Annotated in this window: 14 protein-coding genes; 9 read left to right on the top strand and 5 right to left on the bottom strand. The window is 41.7% G+C overall.

Features of this window, described 5'->3' with window-relative positions:
• Positions 1-20 precede the first annotated feature (20 nt).
• Together FGG15_RS08985 and tsaB are read left to right on the top strand one after the other, a co-directional pair.
• A complete protein-coding gene (locus FGG15_RS08985; protein ID WP_138835473.1) occupies positions 21-1,370 on the top strand; it encodes a TolC family protein in 1,350 nt (449 codons plus the stop codon).
• Between the two features lie 16 nt (positions 1,371-1,386).
• Positions 1,387-2,064 carry a tRNA (adenosine(37)-N6)-threonylcarbamoyltransferase complex dimerization subunit type 1 TsaB gene (gene tsaB / locus FGG15_RS08980; RefSeq protein WP_138835471.1) on the top strand — a complete coding sequence of 226 codons (678 nt, stop codon included), beginning with the start codon at positions 1,387-1,389 and terminating at the stop codon, positions 2,062-2,064.
• Here tsaB and FGG15_RS08975 read toward each other — a convergent pair.
• The 4 genes from FGG15_RS08975 to FGG15_RS08960 all read right to left on the bottom strand — a co-directional run bounded on the left by FGG15_RS08975 (position 2,061) and on the right by FGG15_RS08960 (position 6,245).
• On the bottom strand, positions 2,061-2,882 hold the full coding sequence (locus FGG15_RS08975) for a mechanosensitive ion channel family protein (RefSeq protein WP_138835469.1): 822 nt from the start codon (positions 2,880-2,882) through the stop codon (positions 2,061-2,063). The genes tsaB and FGG15_RS08975 overlap by 4 nt on opposite strands.
• Positions 2,883-2,906: 24 nt before the next feature.
• Entirely contained in the window at positions 2,907-5,015 is a 2,109-nt protein-coding gene (locus FGG15_RS08970; protein ID WP_138835467.1) for a thioredoxin domain-containing protein, read from the bottom strand.
• A gap of 62 nt (positions 5,016-5,077) precedes the next feature.
• Entirely contained in the window at positions 5,078-5,278 is a 201-nt protein-coding gene (locus FGG15_RS08965; RefSeq protein WP_136466086.1) for a dodecin family protein, read from the bottom strand.
• Positions 5,279-5,348: 70 nt separating this feature from the next.
• Entirely contained in the window at positions 5,349-6,245 is an 897-nt protein-coding gene (locus FGG15_RS08960) for a NifU family protein (protein ID WP_138835465.1), read from the bottom strand.
• A 124-nt stretch (positions 6,246-6,369) separates the two neighbouring features.
• Between FGG15_RS08960 and FGG15_RS08955 the strand changes: the two genes are divergently transcribed.
• On the top strand, positions 6,370-7,365 hold the full coding sequence (locus tag FGG15_RS08955; RefSeq protein WP_138835463.1) for a PorP/SprF family type IX secretion system membrane protein: 996 nt from the start codon (positions 6,370-6,372) through the stop codon (positions 7,363-7,365).
• Between the two features lie 50 nt (positions 7,366-7,415).
• On the opposite strand, the gene FGG15_RS08950 is transcribed toward FGG15_RS08955, so the two are convergent.
• On the bottom strand, positions 7,416-8,585 hold the full coding sequence (locus tag FGG15_RS08950; protein ID WP_138835461.1) for a vWA domain-containing protein: 1,170 nt from the start codon (positions 8,583-8,585) through the stop codon (positions 7,416-7,418).
• Between the two features lie 229 nt (positions 8,586-8,814).
• Here FGG15_RS08950 and FGG15_RS08945 point away from each other — a divergent pair, with 229 nt between their 5' ends.
• The 6 genes from FGG15_RS08945 to FGG15_RS08920 form a co-directional block, all read left to right on the top strand.
• Entirely contained in the window at positions 8,815-9,630 is an 816-nt protein-coding gene (locus FGG15_RS08945; RefSeq protein WP_138835459.1) for a hypothetical protein, read from the top strand.
• A gap of 34 nt (positions 9,631-9,664) precedes the next feature.
• Entirely contained in the window at positions 9,665-11,878 is a 2,214-nt protein-coding gene (locus FGG15_RS08940) for a tetratricopeptide repeat-containing sensor histidine kinase (protein ID WP_138835458.1), read from the top strand.
• Entirely contained in the window at positions 11,878-12,609 is a 732-nt protein-coding gene (locus FGG15_RS08935; protein ID WP_138835456.1) for a LytR/AlgR family response regulator transcription factor, read from the top strand. The genes FGG15_RS08940 and FGG15_RS08935 overlap by 1 nt, the downstream gene beginning before the upstream one ends.
• Positions 12,610-12,622: 13 nt before the next feature.
• Positions 12,623-13,147: a gamma carbonic anhydrase family protein gene (locus tag FGG15_RS08930; protein ID WP_138835455.1), complete on the top strand. Its 525-nt coding sequence runs from the start codon at positions 12,623-12,625 to the stop codon at positions 13,145-13,147.
• A 148-nt stretch (positions 13,148-13,295) separates the two neighbouring features.
• Positions 13,296-14,177 (top strand): ACP S-malonyltransferase, encoded by an 882-nt coding sequence (gene fabD, locus FGG15_RS08925; protein ID WP_138835453.1) that lies wholly within the window; start codon positions 13,296-13,298, stop codon positions 14,175-14,177.
• A gap of 155 nt (positions 14,178-14,332) precedes the next feature.
• Positions 14,333-14,591 (top strand): hypothetical protein (locus FGG15_RS08920; RefSeq protein WP_202619541.1); only part of this gene is annotated, 259 nt, incomplete at its 3' end.

The raw sequence follows: 14,591 nt of genomic DNA, 5'->3' as shown, positions 1-14,591 counted from the left end.
ATCAAAAAATCAAAAAACGAATGAAATTTAAGATCACAGTGATCATGGTAGTATTTGCCATGTTCGCCACCAACGCTCAAATGAAAAAGTGGACCCTGCAGGAATGTGTAACATTTGCAGTAGAGAACAACTTGACCATTGAACAGTTTGAATTGGATTTGGAAAGTGCCAAAATTGATAAGTCGGATGCCATAGGAAATATGCTTCCCAATTTAAATGGCTCGGCCACAGTGTCCAGTAACACGGGTTTTTCCATTAATCCAACCAATAACTTGCCCACAAACAGTACGGCCTTTAACGTAAATGGATCCTTGAGTTCCAATGTAACCTTGTTTGATGGTTTGCGAAATATGCGCCAATTGGATAGGGCTAAACTGAATGCCATTGCCAGTCAATATCGCTTGGACGATTTAAAGGATGATATTCGTTTGAGTGTTGCCAATTCGTATTTGCAAGTTATTTCCAATAAGGAGCAGCTAAAAACTTTCCGTGCGCAATACGAGGTAACAGAGCAGGATTTGAAACGAACCAAGGAATTGGTGGAGTCCGGAGTGGTACCCAGAGGGGATTTGTTGGAAATTGAGGCTACCGCAGCCAATCAAGAGCAGCAAATTGTAAATGGGGAGAGTTTGGTTCTTATTGCAAGGATTAATTTGGCCCAATTGCTTCAGATTACGGATTATGTCAATTTTGACGTAGCGGATGAGGAATTTGATATTCCACCTTCTGATATCTTGAATAACTCTGCGAAGGTCATTTTTGACAAAGCATTGGGTTTTCGAAACGATATCAAGTTCTCAGAGTCCAACGTACAACTTGCAGAAGAGGATTTAAAAATTTCCAAAGGAGCGTATTACCCAACACTTTCTGCATTTTTCCAGTATGGAACAAGGTATTCCGATGTAACCCAAATTCCCGATGCTAATGGGGTTCCTTTTACGCCCAATTTCACCGATCAGCTGTGGATTTTTGATGGGGTTTCGTATGGCGCCCAATTGAATGTCCCCATTTTTAATGGATGGAGCACCAGGAACAATGTAAAACGTTCCCAAATCAATTTGGAAAAGGCCAAATTGCAATTTGAGCAGGACAAATTGGACTTAGAGACCAATATCCAGCAAGCATACGTAGATGTTACCACCTTTTTTAAGGCCTACGAAGCCGCTGAAAAAACTTTGGAGGCCCGAAGATTGGCCTATGATTATGCCAAGGAACGTTTTAATGTGGGATTGATGAATGCCTTTGATTTTAGTCAAGCGCAATCAAGGGTAGACAATGCGGAGGCAGATGTAATTCGTACCAAATACGACTATATCTTTAGACTGAAAATTTTGGAGTTCTACTTTGGTATACCCATTTCACTAAACTAGTATCTTTGTGGCCGCTATGGCCATAATACTCAATTTAGAAACCGCAACGACCAATTGCTCTGTAAGTATTTCCAAGGGAAAGGAAATCCTGTGTTTAAAGGAGAATAATGCAGTAAATTATTCCCATTCAGAGCAGTTACACGTATTTATAAAAGAAGCCTTGCAAGAGGCTTCTTTATCTTTTTCAGACTTGGATGCCATTGCCGTGAGCAAGGGTCCTGGTTCGTATACCGGACTTCGGATTGGGGTATCCGCGGCCAAGGGACTCAGTTTTTCGTTGGATATTCCCCTGATTTCCATTCCAACGCTTCAGAGTATGGCGCTGCAAGTGAAGCTCAATGCCGGTGAGCTTGCAATTCCTGTTTTGGATGCTAGACGGATGGAAGTGTATTCCGCCGTTTATGATGCACATGGAGACGAAGTTCGCGAAACAAGAGCAGAAGTTGTGGATGGCACAACATTTAGCGAGTATACTCATTTTGAAAAAGTACATCTTGTGGGGAGTGGAGCGGAGAAATGCAAAGAGGCACTTCAGCATTCCAATTTTCAATTTCATACCAAAGTTGTTCCCTCTGCAAGAGAAATGACGGTGCTGGCTTATGCCAAATTTCAAGCTAAGGAATTTGAGGATGTAGCCTACTTTGAGCCCTACTACCTCAAGGATTTTGTATTACAAACCAAGAAAAAAGCTTAATCCCCTTCGTGAACCACTCTTTGTGGGAACGGAATTTCTATACCAGCCTGATCAAATCGAAGTTTGGTTTCCTCAATGACATAAAAATGGGCTGGCCAGAATACATCGTTGTTGGCCCAAAAGCGCAACGTAAGGTCAACGGAACTATCCCCAAGGTTTCCCACATATACTTCAGGGATGGGATCGGTCAAAATATCTGGATTGTCCGCACAGATCTGTAATAAAATTTCCTTGGCCTTTTTAATGTCAGAGCCGTATCCTACACCCACATCAAACTTATCACGTCGGGTATTTTCCATATTGTAGTTTACAATGCTGCCGTTGGACAACTGTCCGTTGGGTATAATGGCTACTTGATTGCCAAAGGTGTTGAGTTTGGTACTAAAGATGCTGATTTGCTTTACGCTTCCTTCCTGCCCTTGGGCGGAAATCCAATCGCCAACCTTAAAAGGTTTGAAAATAAGGATGAGCACTCCCCCGGCAAAGTTGGCCAACGAACCTTGTAGGGCAAGACCAATGGCTAGGCCAGCAGCACCTACCATAGCTACTAGAGAAGATGATTTTACCCCCAATTGGGTCACTACAACTACAAAGAGCAGTACTTTAAGGGCAATACTTATAAAACTTTGAAGAAAACTTTCCAGGGTGGGGTCATAATCTTTCCGTTCAAAAAATCGGTGCACCATCCGGTTGATCAACCGAACTATCCAAAATCCAACAAAAAATATAACAAGTGCCAGTATCAGATTGGGCATAAAACCCCAAAACCACTCTATGGCATGCTCTAAATGTTGCTCAAAATCCCTGAGTTGTTTCATAACGTAAAGCGGATAATAGATTCATTAGTTGTTGATTAGCGCAACGGCCTTATCTGCGGTTTGCACGGGCAGTTTGCAGGTGCCTTCTATGCAGACGTATACAAAAGTTTCTCCTTCTGCATATCTGTTCGTAAGCAATTCTACAGGTCCATCCTTGGCAGAACCAACCAAGATGCTATTGGGAATGTAGGTTTTGCTAATTTCCTTCCCCAACTTTTTATAGTTTTCCCCAACCACGGCTATCTCATAGAAATTCTGATTTTCGAATAGCACCAAGTTCATCCAATTGGCGTATCCCTGGGCGCTTTCCACAAAATCGTCCTGTACATTTCTAAGCATTTGTTTGGCCATGTCCCCATAACCTTCATCAGGATATAGTTTATGTAATTTCAAGAGGTTTTTCGCCATGATGGAGTTGGATGAGGAAATTTCCTTATCAACAGTCTCAATGGATCGCCTGATGAGAGAGGTGTCCGCATCCGAGGTATAAAAGAACATTCCGGATTTTGGATCTAAAAAGTGAACTTTGGCATATTCCACCAATTTTTTGGAGTGATTCAGCCATTTTTCATCAAAAGTTACCTCGTAGAGCGATAAAAAAGCTTCACTGACAATGGCATAGTCCTCCAAAAATGCATCAATATCACTTTTACCATCCTTATGGTTCCTAAAGAGGGAATAATCCTCCTTAATCATTTCCTTTTCAAGAAATTCGCCATTTTTCAAGGCCATAGCCAGGTATTCCCGGTTCCCCAGGTACCGATATGCATCTATCAATCCACTTAACATGAGTCCGTTCCATGAAGTGAGGATCTTATCATCAAGACGGGGTTTGGAACGTTTCGCTCTTTCTTCTTTAAGAATTTGTAGCGCGTCACGCATTTTCCCTTTCAGCTCGTCTATAGAAATGTTGTGCTTCTTGGCTATTTCGGCATCTTCTTTATCCCGAATCAACACATAATTGCCATGTTCCCAAAGGCCATAGGAGTTGATATTGTAATAATCCTTGAAAATATCAAAATCCGCCCCTAGAAGCTGATTTAGTTGTTCCTTCGTCCAAACATAATAAGCGCCTTCTTCCAGCTCCCCATTTTCATCCAAACTGTCAGCATCCAAGGAGGAGTAGAATCCTCCATCTTCATCCAATAATTCTTCTTGTACAAAGGCAATGGTCCGTTCAACAACATCTCGATACAGCCCATTTTTGGTAACAGCATAGGCCCGTGCATATAGGCTGGTCAGGGGTCCATTGTCGTAAAGCATTTTTTCAAAATGGGGGACATGCCACTTGGTATCCACAGAATACCTGGAGAAACCGCCTCCCACATGATCAAAGACCCCACCAAAGGCAATACGCTGCAACGTAACATCCACCTGCTCCATGAGCTCAGGTTTGTTGTTGGTCTCGGCGTAATGCATTAAAAAGTCCCAGTTGTTGGGCATCATGAACTTGGGAGCCCGTTTATAGCCCCCCAAAAAGTTGTCAAAGTGCTTGGCCCAATTCTCCACAGATGCATCCAGTTGTTCTATGGTAAATAAATCGGAATCGGGTTTATGCTCCACCAAATTAATGGCATTGATCCCGTTGGACAGATCTGTTGCATACTTGACTATTCTGGATTTGTCTTTTTGGTATAGCTCGATGAGCTGTTGTAGGGATTTTATCCAGTTATCCTTGGGCACATAGGTGGCGCCCCAAAAGGGTCTACCGTCAGGTAGTGCAACAATGTTGAGGGGCCAACCTCCGTTTCCGGACATCATGGTAATGGCGTCCATATAAATTTGGTCCACATCGGGTCTTTCTTCCCGATCAATTTTTATGTTGATGAAGTTGTCGTTCATCATTTGGGCCACTTCCTCATCCTCAAAACACTCTTTTTCCATAACATGGCACCAGTGGCACGATGAATAACCAATACTGATGAGTAAAGGTTTATCCTCTTTTTTGGCCCTTTCCAGAACTTCGGGTCGCCAAGCTTCCCAGTTCACCGGATTATGCGCATGTTGAAGCAGATAAGGACTGGTTTCATTGATTAAGGCATTGGTGTGTTTATGGGTCACTTTACTGGTTTTTTGCGTGCAGCCCTGGTTCAGTGAAATGATCACCGATAATAGGATAATTCTTTTGATCATAACAATTCTTTTGGACATAAAAAAAGCGCCCATAAAGGGCGCATTGTTTTCTTGCCCTTTGATTATTTTACCTCAAAGGTAATCTTTACATTGACTCTGTATTCATCAATTTTGCCATCTTTAACAGAAGCGCTTTGCTCGTTAATGTAAACAGAACGTATGTTTTTTACCGACTTTGATGCCTGATCCAGTGCATTTTTTGCCGCTTGTTCCCAACTCTCATCCGAGTTGGCCAATACTTCGATTACTTTTAATACTGCCATAATAGTTAATGATTTTAAATTTATTCAATTTAGCAAAAATTGATCACACCTATGGCAGGGGAACCTGAAATCAGCCGTTGATGGCAACCACTTCGTTTACCTTGTCTCCCATCATGTTTTTTAGCATGGTCTCAATACCGTTTTTAAGGGTGAAAGTAGAAGATGGACAACCGCTACAAGCTCCTTGAAGGATTACATTGACGGTCTTACTGTCGGCCTCATAGGATTGGAACAGGATATTTCCCCCATCACTGGCAACAGCAGGTTTTACATACTCGTCCAAGATGTCAATGATTTGCTTGGAAGTGTCATCAACAGCAGTTTGTGCTTGGTTTTGGCTTGCGGTTTCTTTGGATTTTTGAATACTTTCCGCAGAAATCACCTCTTTGCCACCAGCTAAGAAATCCCGGATAAATTCACGTACTTCCATGGTCACAGTATCCCATTCGGCGATATCAAATTTGGTTACGGAAACATAGTTCTCATCCAAAAATACCTCCTTGACAAAGGGAAAGTGAAAAAGTTCTTGTGCAAGTGGACTGTCCTTGGCTTCGTCAATATTCTTGAACTCGTAGGTAGCGGGCACTATTTTTTTGTTGGATACAAACTTCATTACTCCTGGGTTAGGTGTTACCTCGGCATACACGGTAATGGGCTGTTTCTTTTGCACGTCCTCTTCAAGAATCACAGGCTGGCCATCATTCAGATATTCCACCAATTGCTGGGCCACTTCATCCTTGACATCTTCCCACTCCACAATATCAAATCGCTCAAGGGCAATGAAATTTCCAGAGATATATACCGTCTTAACAAACGGAAGGTAGAAAAGTTGTTGAGCCAAAGGCGAGTTCTTGGCCTCATCTATATTTTTGAGTTCATAATTGCCTTTTGCAAGGAAATGATTTGCCTCAAATTTTATGATTTTTGGGTTGTTGGTGGGTACAACCGTAATGTTATAATCGTTCATAGCTAAAATTTGTACAAAAATACCAAAGTAAAGATGAGGGGCAAAATATATAATAATGTATGCCGAAGGGCGTTATTTAAATGTTTGATTACCTTTAAACCCCAACTATAGCCCCAAACGCTGTATGAGACGCTATTTAACCTCACTGATTGTTGCCCTGACCGTAGGGCTTACCGTTAAGGCCCAAGAAGGCATTCCTGTTTATTTTGATTATTTGGCGGACAACTACTATTTGGTGTATCCCTCAATGGCTGGTATAGCGGAAGGAACCAAGATTAGGCTAACAGCAAGAAAACAATGGTTTAACGTGGATGAGGCACCCAGTTTACAGACCTTGAACTTTAATTCAAGGGTTGGGGACCGCAGCGGTATTGGTGCCATTTTGTTCAATGATAGCAATGGCTATCACTCTCAAACAGGATTTAAGGGCACATTTGCCCAACATCTACAGTTAGGTGGGGATTTTAGGACCTTGAACCAGATTTCGTTGGGACTTAGTGCAGGGGTTATCCTAAGCAGTTTGGACGAAACAGAATTTCGATCTATAATTCCGGACCCGGTTGTTACCGGAACCAAAAACACTGTAAGCTATTTTAATGTTGATTTAGGAGCTTCCTATAATTATATGGAGTTCTACGCGCACTTTGCCGTTTTGAACGTGCTGGGCAGTGGAAGGGATTTATATAGTTTGGAAGAATTTGATAACCTCCGAAGATATTTATTGTCTGCCGGCTATATTTTTGGAAGAAAAACTAGGATTGAACCTTCCATTTTGTTCCAGCTAACAGATTTTACCCGCGAAAAGACGGTGGATATTAATGCCAAGGTGTATAAAGATGTAAGTTTTGGTACAGTTTGGGCTGGACTTTCCTATAGACGAAGCTTTGATGGGGCGCAATTCCAGACGAATGGCGGATTTGGAGAGCAACGTTTACAGTTGTTCACGCCCATTGTAGGGGTAAACTGGAACCAATTTTTGTTCTCTTATAATTATTCTTACCAATCTGGGGATATTCGTTTTGACAATGGTGGATTTCATCAAATTACCTTGGGTTACGAATTTGGACAGAATGATCAAAGCAAACGCTACGATTGTTATTGCCCAGCCGCCAATAACTAAAAATGGCCCATCGGTTAGGATGGACCATCTTAACTACAATCAACACAAAACTAATCCCACTTGTAGTTTTTCTTGGCTGCCTGGTTCTTAATAGCTGATAATAGGGCATTTTCCAGCTCTCCAGTCTCTTCCTTTTGGTTCTTGGCAATATAGGCCTCACGCTTAATGTTCAAATCCTGAATTTGTTTCTGGATCTTTTCACGCTCCTCTTTTTTGTCTTCCACATATTCCTTGATTTCCTTTTCTGATTTGCCTTGAAGTTCTTTAGGCAGGTCTTCCACGGCAATTTCTGAAACTTCCATTTCGTCCTCTTCAATGGCATCTACCAAATCCCATTTGGAGTTTTTATAAAGTCTGGAACTTTTGCTTACGGATCGTTTTACGGCTACCCCCTTGTTCATTTCATTCGCTTTCATGTCCTGTGCTACTTGTGCCGCTTCTTTTTGAGCGCCGAGGTATCCGTAGGAAATATAGGTTTTGTTGAGCTTGGAATTGAGCTGAATAATCACATCATCATAAGGAGTTTCAATATGTACCACCTGCCTGTTATGGTCAATGGCCATATACTCACCCCCGGTCAAGGTGGCACCATTTTTCCATTCCGTTGAGATTCCCTGCTCGTAGTTGCCACAAAAGATGGTATTTACAACAACATCGTTCTCTTTGGCATTGTGGGCGGCATCCTTATAGTTCAACTTTCCTTGGGTAAAGGGCTCGTTCCCAGCAATGAAAATCATTTTAAGGTCATCGGCATTTTTGCCCCATTCCAATTGCTTTAATGAGGTTTGAATGACTTCTCCGCAGAACTCTTCCCCGCCATTGGTGGTCAGCGAAAACAGTTTTTCAGAAATCTCATCCAAGTCTTCACTGAATCCCAGCACTTGACGGATATAGCCTTCGCTCGAAGCTAAATTATCATTGCCGTACTCATAAAGTGCAATTTGAAGCAATGGGCGGGTCTCGTTTCCGCAACGCGCATGGGTAAATTCGTTGACAATGTCCCAAAGTTGTGCTTTTGCTTGATTAATAAGTCCATCCATACTGTTACTGGTATCCAATAACAGGGCTATTTTCACATATTGTTTTGCCGGCTTTTCAACTACGGCTGTGGTAACCAAAGAAGCCGTTTCCGGGTGATGTGCCTTAAGATTGCAACCATATAGTGTTCCAGTCGCCATAATCATAAGGGCTATTCCAAATAGGTGTTTCAAATGTTTCATAGTTCAATGTTTTAAATCTGCGATAAAACTATGTCCAACTTTTTTGAATTAAAATCCAGAATGAGTGAACAGCACACTTTAGTGAGGGAGTAGGGCAAACCATTTTGTGACATGGTCAAAAGGGCTGGAAAATGCAATGTTTTCAGGGGAACACCATTTTTTAAAACGCTTGGGATGAACTAAGTTTACTAAAGTTTGTGCCAATTGCACGGAAAAAAAATATATAAAAATGAAAATTGAAAAGTACAATCAAAGACTGCTTGCCATTTTGGGGACTGTAGGGGTAATTTTCTTAATTATTGCATTGATAGCCTTTGTATCCATGTGGGCTTTGGAGCTGGGACGGTATTCGGATGACGATATTGATACTGGTATTTTATCGCAGGAAAAGATTGAGCAGTTGCAACAAGAAAATAAACGGGAGCAAGTAATCTCTTATGAGACCCCACGGTTGATTGATACCTTGAATTCAGTTTATATCATACCGGTATCCCATAAAACCTTGGGTGAACCTGAGGATATTGATGAATCCCTTAATGCTATGTCTTCTGGAGGTTTATTTGAAAAGGTGGACATGCGGTATACCAATTACTTTTATGGAGCTTTCAACAATATAATAGTATATAAACCAGAACTGGATGATTTTAAAAAGTTATTTGATAAAAGGGTGAATTTCAATGAAATCCAAACGGAGTATTTTGAAGATGATATCTTTCTCCTTTTGAGTGTTTCTGAAAAAGATACCTTTAAAGATGGAGTAATCAACCTAAAGGATTATAAAACGCTTTATATTTATTCTATGGGTACTGGGGAACTTAAAACGGTTGCTATCGAAGGAACGGATGTTTTCCAATTCAAAGTGCTGAACACGGGTAAGGACATAGCCATTCGTTTTGGGATTGATAAAAACAAAGATGGAAAGTACGAGGAACACAATGAGCCCACAATAATCAAAAAATATGATTTTGAAACCGGTAGCTTGGTGGATATTGTTGACCAAAAAGTGAATGCTGAGATGCAAAGAACCCTGGAAGGAACAAAATAAACACTACTGACCAAGAAATGGCAAGCGGAAAGCAATGGTAAGATCAAAATTCATAGTATTTCTCTGCAGTCTGTTTACAATGGTTGCCTTTTCGCAGCAGCAAGACGGACGCAAATGGGTAGAAATCAAAGGTTCTGTGAAGGGCAAGGAGAACTATGAGCCCATATCTGGCGTGGACGTCTCCACGGATTCGGGCTATTATACCACAACCAACAGCCTGGGAGAGTTCAGAATTAGAGCCGCTATTGGGGATATGCTCATTTTTGAAAGTGGGGAGTTTGAAACTGCACGGCATCGGATTACTTCTGAAGAGGATGTGGATGTATTGGTGGAAGGCTATGCTCCCTCAAGAAGCAGTAAAAAGGAGAAAAAGCTAAGCTCAATTTCCAGAAAAGTGGAGAATCATCAGCGCTTTCTGGATTCTGCCAACCAATATAAAAGAACCGACCTGGAAAAAAGTATCGATTTTATTGCGCAATCCATTTCCCAATTGGGTAAACGGGGAAACAAAACAGAACTCTCCAATTCACTTACGGCGCTGGGCGAAATTTATTTATATCACCAACAATATGATTTGGCCATAAGCAGTTTCAAGGATGCCCTTACCGCTAGAAGAACGGTAAAAATAGAGTTGCTTTTGGGTCAGGCCCATATTTTAAATGGGGAATTTGAGCATGGCGAGTCCATGCTGGCACCATTGGTAGATGTCAATGGTCTGGTACCTTATCAACGAATTGAAATTTACGAAGGACTGGGTGATGCCAACAAAGGCTTGGGAGATGTGCAAAAAGCATTGGAATTCTATCAAGAAGCGCTTCAAATCGCCGAAAAAAATCAGATTTCCCCTAAAGTGATTGATTTGAATTCCAAGATTGCAGATACCTATGCACGGGATAACAGGCTGGTTGAGGCTGAAGGTTTTTTTGCCAATTCTTTGAACCTCTCTAAACAAGTGGCTCCGGAGCGCCAGATACAGGAAAATGAGAAGGTGGCTGATTTCTATAACGAAAAAAACCGCTATGAGGATGAGATTCAATTGCGCAAACAGAGTTTGAATGAGCTGCAGCAACTACCCAGTGTTTCCGTAAATAAAGATAATGCCACTGCTGGACTGCCGGATTCCATCACTTCCCAACAGATAAATTATAAGATTGGTCGAGCGTACATAGCCCAGGATAAGCTGGATGAGGCCATACCCTATCTTCAAAAGAGTATCGTAGAGGCGGACAGCGAGGATGATTTGGTAGTGCAAAAGGATGCCACAAGAAGATTGTCTGAAGCATACCGATATAAGGGTGATTTTGCCAAGGCACTGGAAACCTATCAAGATTATGTGGCGGTAGTGGATAGTTTGTACGCGAGAAAAGAGCAGGAAATTTCAAGGGCTGCCCGATTGAACCGGGAAATAGCAACTAAACAAAACCGAATTTCAAGTTTAGAGCAAGAAAGGGAACTATCGCAAAGCAAGTATAGCTTGGCCTTAACAGAGCAGCAATTGTTTGAGGAAGCGAGTAAAAGGCAAAAATGGATCATCTACTCCCTGATTTTTGGAATGGTTTTGATGGCATTGACCGCATTTTTGTTCTATAGAAATAATCAGCAGCAAAAATTGGCCAACAATCTTTTGGCGCTGAAGTCGCTTCGAACCCAAATGAACCCCCATTTTATCTTCAATGCCCTCAATTCGGTGAACAATTTTATTGCCAAGAGTGATGAACGTAGTGCTAACCGTTTCCTAAGTGATTTTTCGGTTCTAATGCGAAGTGTTTTGGAAAATTCTGAGGAGGATTTTATTCCATTGCCCAAGGAGTTGGAACTCTTGGAACTCTATGTAAGACTGGAGCACTCCCGGTTTTCGGACAAGTTTGATTTTTCCATCGAAGTTGATGATAACATTGATGTTGAAGCCTTTGAGATTCCACCGATGCTCTTGCAGCCCTATATTGAAAATGCTATTTGGCATGGACTTCGATACAAAGAGGAGAAGGGCTTTCTAAAAATCAACGTGAGTGAAGTAACCAAGGATAAGTTGAAAATTGTGATTGAGGACGATGGGATTGGGAGAAAGAGATCAGCTGCGTTGAAGACCGAAAATCAAAAGAAGCAGAAGTCCAAGGGGATGGGGAACATTAAAAAACGCATTCAAATTCTAAATGATATGTATAAGAACAAGGTGGAAGTGTCCATAGCAGATTTGAAGGAGGATCAAACGGGAACAAGAGTAACCTTAAACCTAAGAAAGGACTGATGGATTTGACAGCGATTTTAGTTGAGGATGAGGCCAATAGCAGGGAGATTCTAAGAAATTATCTGGCGAAATATTGCCAAGAGGTAAAACTTTTAGGGGAAGCTTCCAATATCTCCGAAGGCTTGGAACTCATTAAGAAAAATGAACCTGACATGGTCTTTTTGGATGTGGAAATGCCATTTGGAAATGCCTTTGACTTGTTGGACAAGCTGCCAGACAGAACTTTTGAGACCGTTTTTGTTACAGCTTACAATCACTACGCCGTGGATGCCTTGAACAGCCATGCAGCCTACTATTTAATGAAGCCTATCAATATTGATGAATTAATCAAGGCCGTTAACTATGTAAAAGAGATCAGGGAAAAGGAAAATGCTCTGGATGGACAAGTGCTTAATGCCAAACCTATTAAGGCAGAGGGTAAAATTACCTTGCCACAACAAGATGGGTTTCAAGTGTTGGAAGTGGGCGATATCTATTTTTGTAAGGCTGATGACAACTATACGGAAATCTATCTAGAGCATAAGAAGATATTGGTGAGCAAAACCCTTAAATATTTTGAGGATGCCCTTAACTCCTACGCCTTTGCCCGAATTCATAAATCCTATTTGGTCAACGTGGCAGAAGTGGTTAAGTACAAAAAGGGAAAAGGTGGGAGCGTGGTGTTATCAAATGGAAAGGAATTGTCTGTTTCGGCATCCAAAAAAGCTACATTGCTCTCCTATTTTAAATAAGAATGAAAGAATTATGATTATAAAGTCTGTGCGCGGGAAAACCCCGGAATTTGGTGATGATTGCTTTATTGCGGAAAATGCCACTATTGTGGGTGAAGTAAACATGGGGAATCAATGCAGTATTTGGTTTAATGCCGTAGTGAGGGGCGATGTGAACTACATAAAAATGGGAAACAAGGTCAATGTGCAGGATGGAGCGGTGATTCATGGCACCTATAAAAAGGCGGCAACTACGATTGGAAACAATGTATCCATTGGTCATAATGCAGTTGTACATGGCTGTACCATTAATGACAATGTGCTTGTTGGTATGGGGAGCATAATCATGGATAATTGTGTCGTGGAAAGCAATTCCATAATAGCGGCAGGTGCAGTGGTTACCCAGGGAACCCATGTAGAGGCAGGAAGCATATATGCAGGAATGCCGGCAAAGAAAATTAAGGATATAAGTCCCGAACTCAGCTCAGGGGAGATTGATCGCATTGCCAATGCCTATGTTACGTATTCAGGTTGGTTTAAAGAAAATGAAAAGGATTAACCTATCCCGTACCCTTCACCCGCAACCCATAACCCATAACCCATAACTCGTAACCCATAACCCATAACCCGTAACCAGGAACTCCCTTCAAAATGCGCTGTAACATTCCAAAATATCGCTATTTTAGCAGAATCAAAACCAGACTATAATGAAAGCACATATATTTCCCGGACAAGGCGCCCAGTTTGTTGGAATGGGATTGGATCTTTATGAAAACCACTCCTTGGCGCAAGAATTATTTGAACAAGCCAACGATATTTTAGGGTTCTCCATCACAGATATAATGTTTGAAGGGACAGCAGACGACCTGAAACAAACCAAAGTTACCCAACCGGCTATATTTTTACATTCAGTAATACTAAGCAAAGTGTTGGGAGATACATTTAAACCCGAAATGGTTGCAGGTCACTCTTTAGGTGAGTTTTCGGCCTTGGTCGCCAATGGAACCTTAAATTTTGAGGATGGACTTAAACTGGTTAGTCAACGTGCCTTGGCCATGCAAAAAGCCTGTGAGCTAAAACCTAGCACGATGGCGGCTGTTTTAAGCTTGGCAGATGAGGTAGTGGAAGAAATATGTGATAGCATTGAAGGTATTGTTGTACCTGCAAATTATAATTGTCCTGGACAGCTAGTTATTTCAGGGGACGTGGAAGCCGTAAATGAAGCCTGTGAAAAGATGAAGGAGGCAGGAGCCAGAAGGGCATTGTTGCTTCCGGTTGGGGGTGCTTTCCATTCCCCATTAATGGAGCCGGCAAGGGAAGAGTTGGCAGCAGCAATTGATGCTACTAATTTTAACGAACCTAATTGTCCCATCTATCAGAATGTTCCAACCACTGCAGTTACCAGTGCCTCTGAAATCAAAAATAATCTAATGTTGCAGCTTACAGCTCCGGTCAAATGGACGCAGAGCATACAGCAAATGATCAAGGATGGGGGAAATTCTTTTGTAGAGGTTGGCCCAGGCAAAGTATTGCAAGGCTTGGTGAAGAAAATTGATTCTGGGGTTGAAACTGCATCTGCTACCCTGTAGAATTCTATTTATCCACGAAATTCTACATTTCAGCCAATAAACCTAGATTTAATCCACAATTTTGGGGGCTTCCTTTATTTTTTAGTAATATTGGTTCTTCCCAAATAACCTACCTATTGTGGCATAAAAACCCAGCTTATAATCTTGAATAGGTAATGTTAACCTTCTTAAAAAAAACTTTGCTATTTCATTTTTCCAATTTGAACGGAGGAAAATTGCTTTTGGTTTTGGTTGCTTTTATTCTAAGTAATCAAGGTTATGGGCAAGATTTTATCAGCATAGACGACGTTGCGGTCTCGGAAGGGGACGCTGGCACGACGAACTTCGACTTCACGGTGAGCGTTGACGGCGGCGGGAACGCTGCGGCGAACATCGGCTTCACGGTGAACACTGCGGACGGGACGGCGACCTTGG

It is taken from the genome of Flagellimonas algicola, from assembly GCF_005937185.1.
Classification (GTDB): Bacteria; Bacteroidota; Bacteroidia; order Flavobacteriales; family Flavobacteriaceae; genus Flagellimonas; species Flagellimonas algicola.
Note: the sequence above shows the minus strand (reverse complement) of the source record. Positions and strands in the feature narration are given on the sequence as shown.

What these genes read in the sequence shown, in the direction of transcription:
- FGG15_RS08985 (WP_138835473.1), top strand. Translation starts at nt 21, where the DNA reads ATGAAATTTAAGATCACAGTGATCATGGTAGTATTTGCCATGTTCGCC.
- tsaB (WP_138835471.1), top strand. Translation starts at nt 1,387, where the DNA reads ATGGCCATAATACTCAATTTAGAAACCGCAACGACCAATTGCTCTGTA.
- FGG15_RS08975 (WP_138835469.1), bottom strand. Translation starts at nt 2,882, where the DNA reads ATGAAACAACTCAGGGATTTTGAGCAACATTTAGAGCATGCCATAGAG.
- FGG15_RS08970 (WP_138835467.1), bottom strand. Translation starts at nt 5,015, where the DNA reads ATGATCAAAAGAATTATCCTATTATCGGTGATCATTTCACTGAACCAG.
- FGG15_RS08965 (WP_136466086.1), bottom strand. Translation starts at nt 5,278, where the DNA reads ATGGCAGTATTAAAAGTAATCGAAGTATTGGCCAACTCGGATGAGAGT.
- FGG15_RS08960 (WP_138835465.1), bottom strand. Translation starts at nt 6,245, where the DNA reads ATGAACGATTATAACATTACGGTTGTACCCACCAACAACCCAAAAATC.
- FGG15_RS08955 (WP_138835463.1), top strand. Translation starts at nt 6,370, where the DNA reads ATGAGACGCTATTTAACCTCACTGATTGTTGCCCTGACCGTAGGGCTT.
- FGG15_RS08950 (WP_138835461.1), bottom strand. Translation starts at nt 8,585, where the DNA reads ATGAAACATTTGAAACACCTATTTGGAATAGCCCTTATGATTATGGCG.
- FGG15_RS08945 (WP_138835459.1), top strand. Translation starts at nt 8,815, where the DNA reads ATGAAAATTGAAAAGTACAATCAAAGACTGCTTGCCATTTTGGGGACT.
- FGG15_RS08940 (WP_138835458.1), top strand. Translation starts at nt 9,665, where the DNA reads ATGGTAAGATCAAAATTCATAGTATTTCTCTGCAGTCTGTTTACAATG.
- FGG15_RS08935 (WP_138835456.1), top strand. Translation starts at nt 11,878, where the DNA reads ATGGATTTGACAGCGATTTTAGTTGAGGATGAGGCCAATAGCAGGGAG.
- FGG15_RS08930 (WP_138835455.1), top strand. Translation starts at nt 12,623, where the DNA reads ATGATTATAAAGTCTGTGCGCGGGAAAACCCCGGAATTTGGTGATGAT.
- fabD (WP_138835453.1), top strand. Translation starts at nt 13,296, where the DNA reads ATGAAAGCACATATATTTCCCGGACAAGGCGCCCAGTTTGTTGGAATG.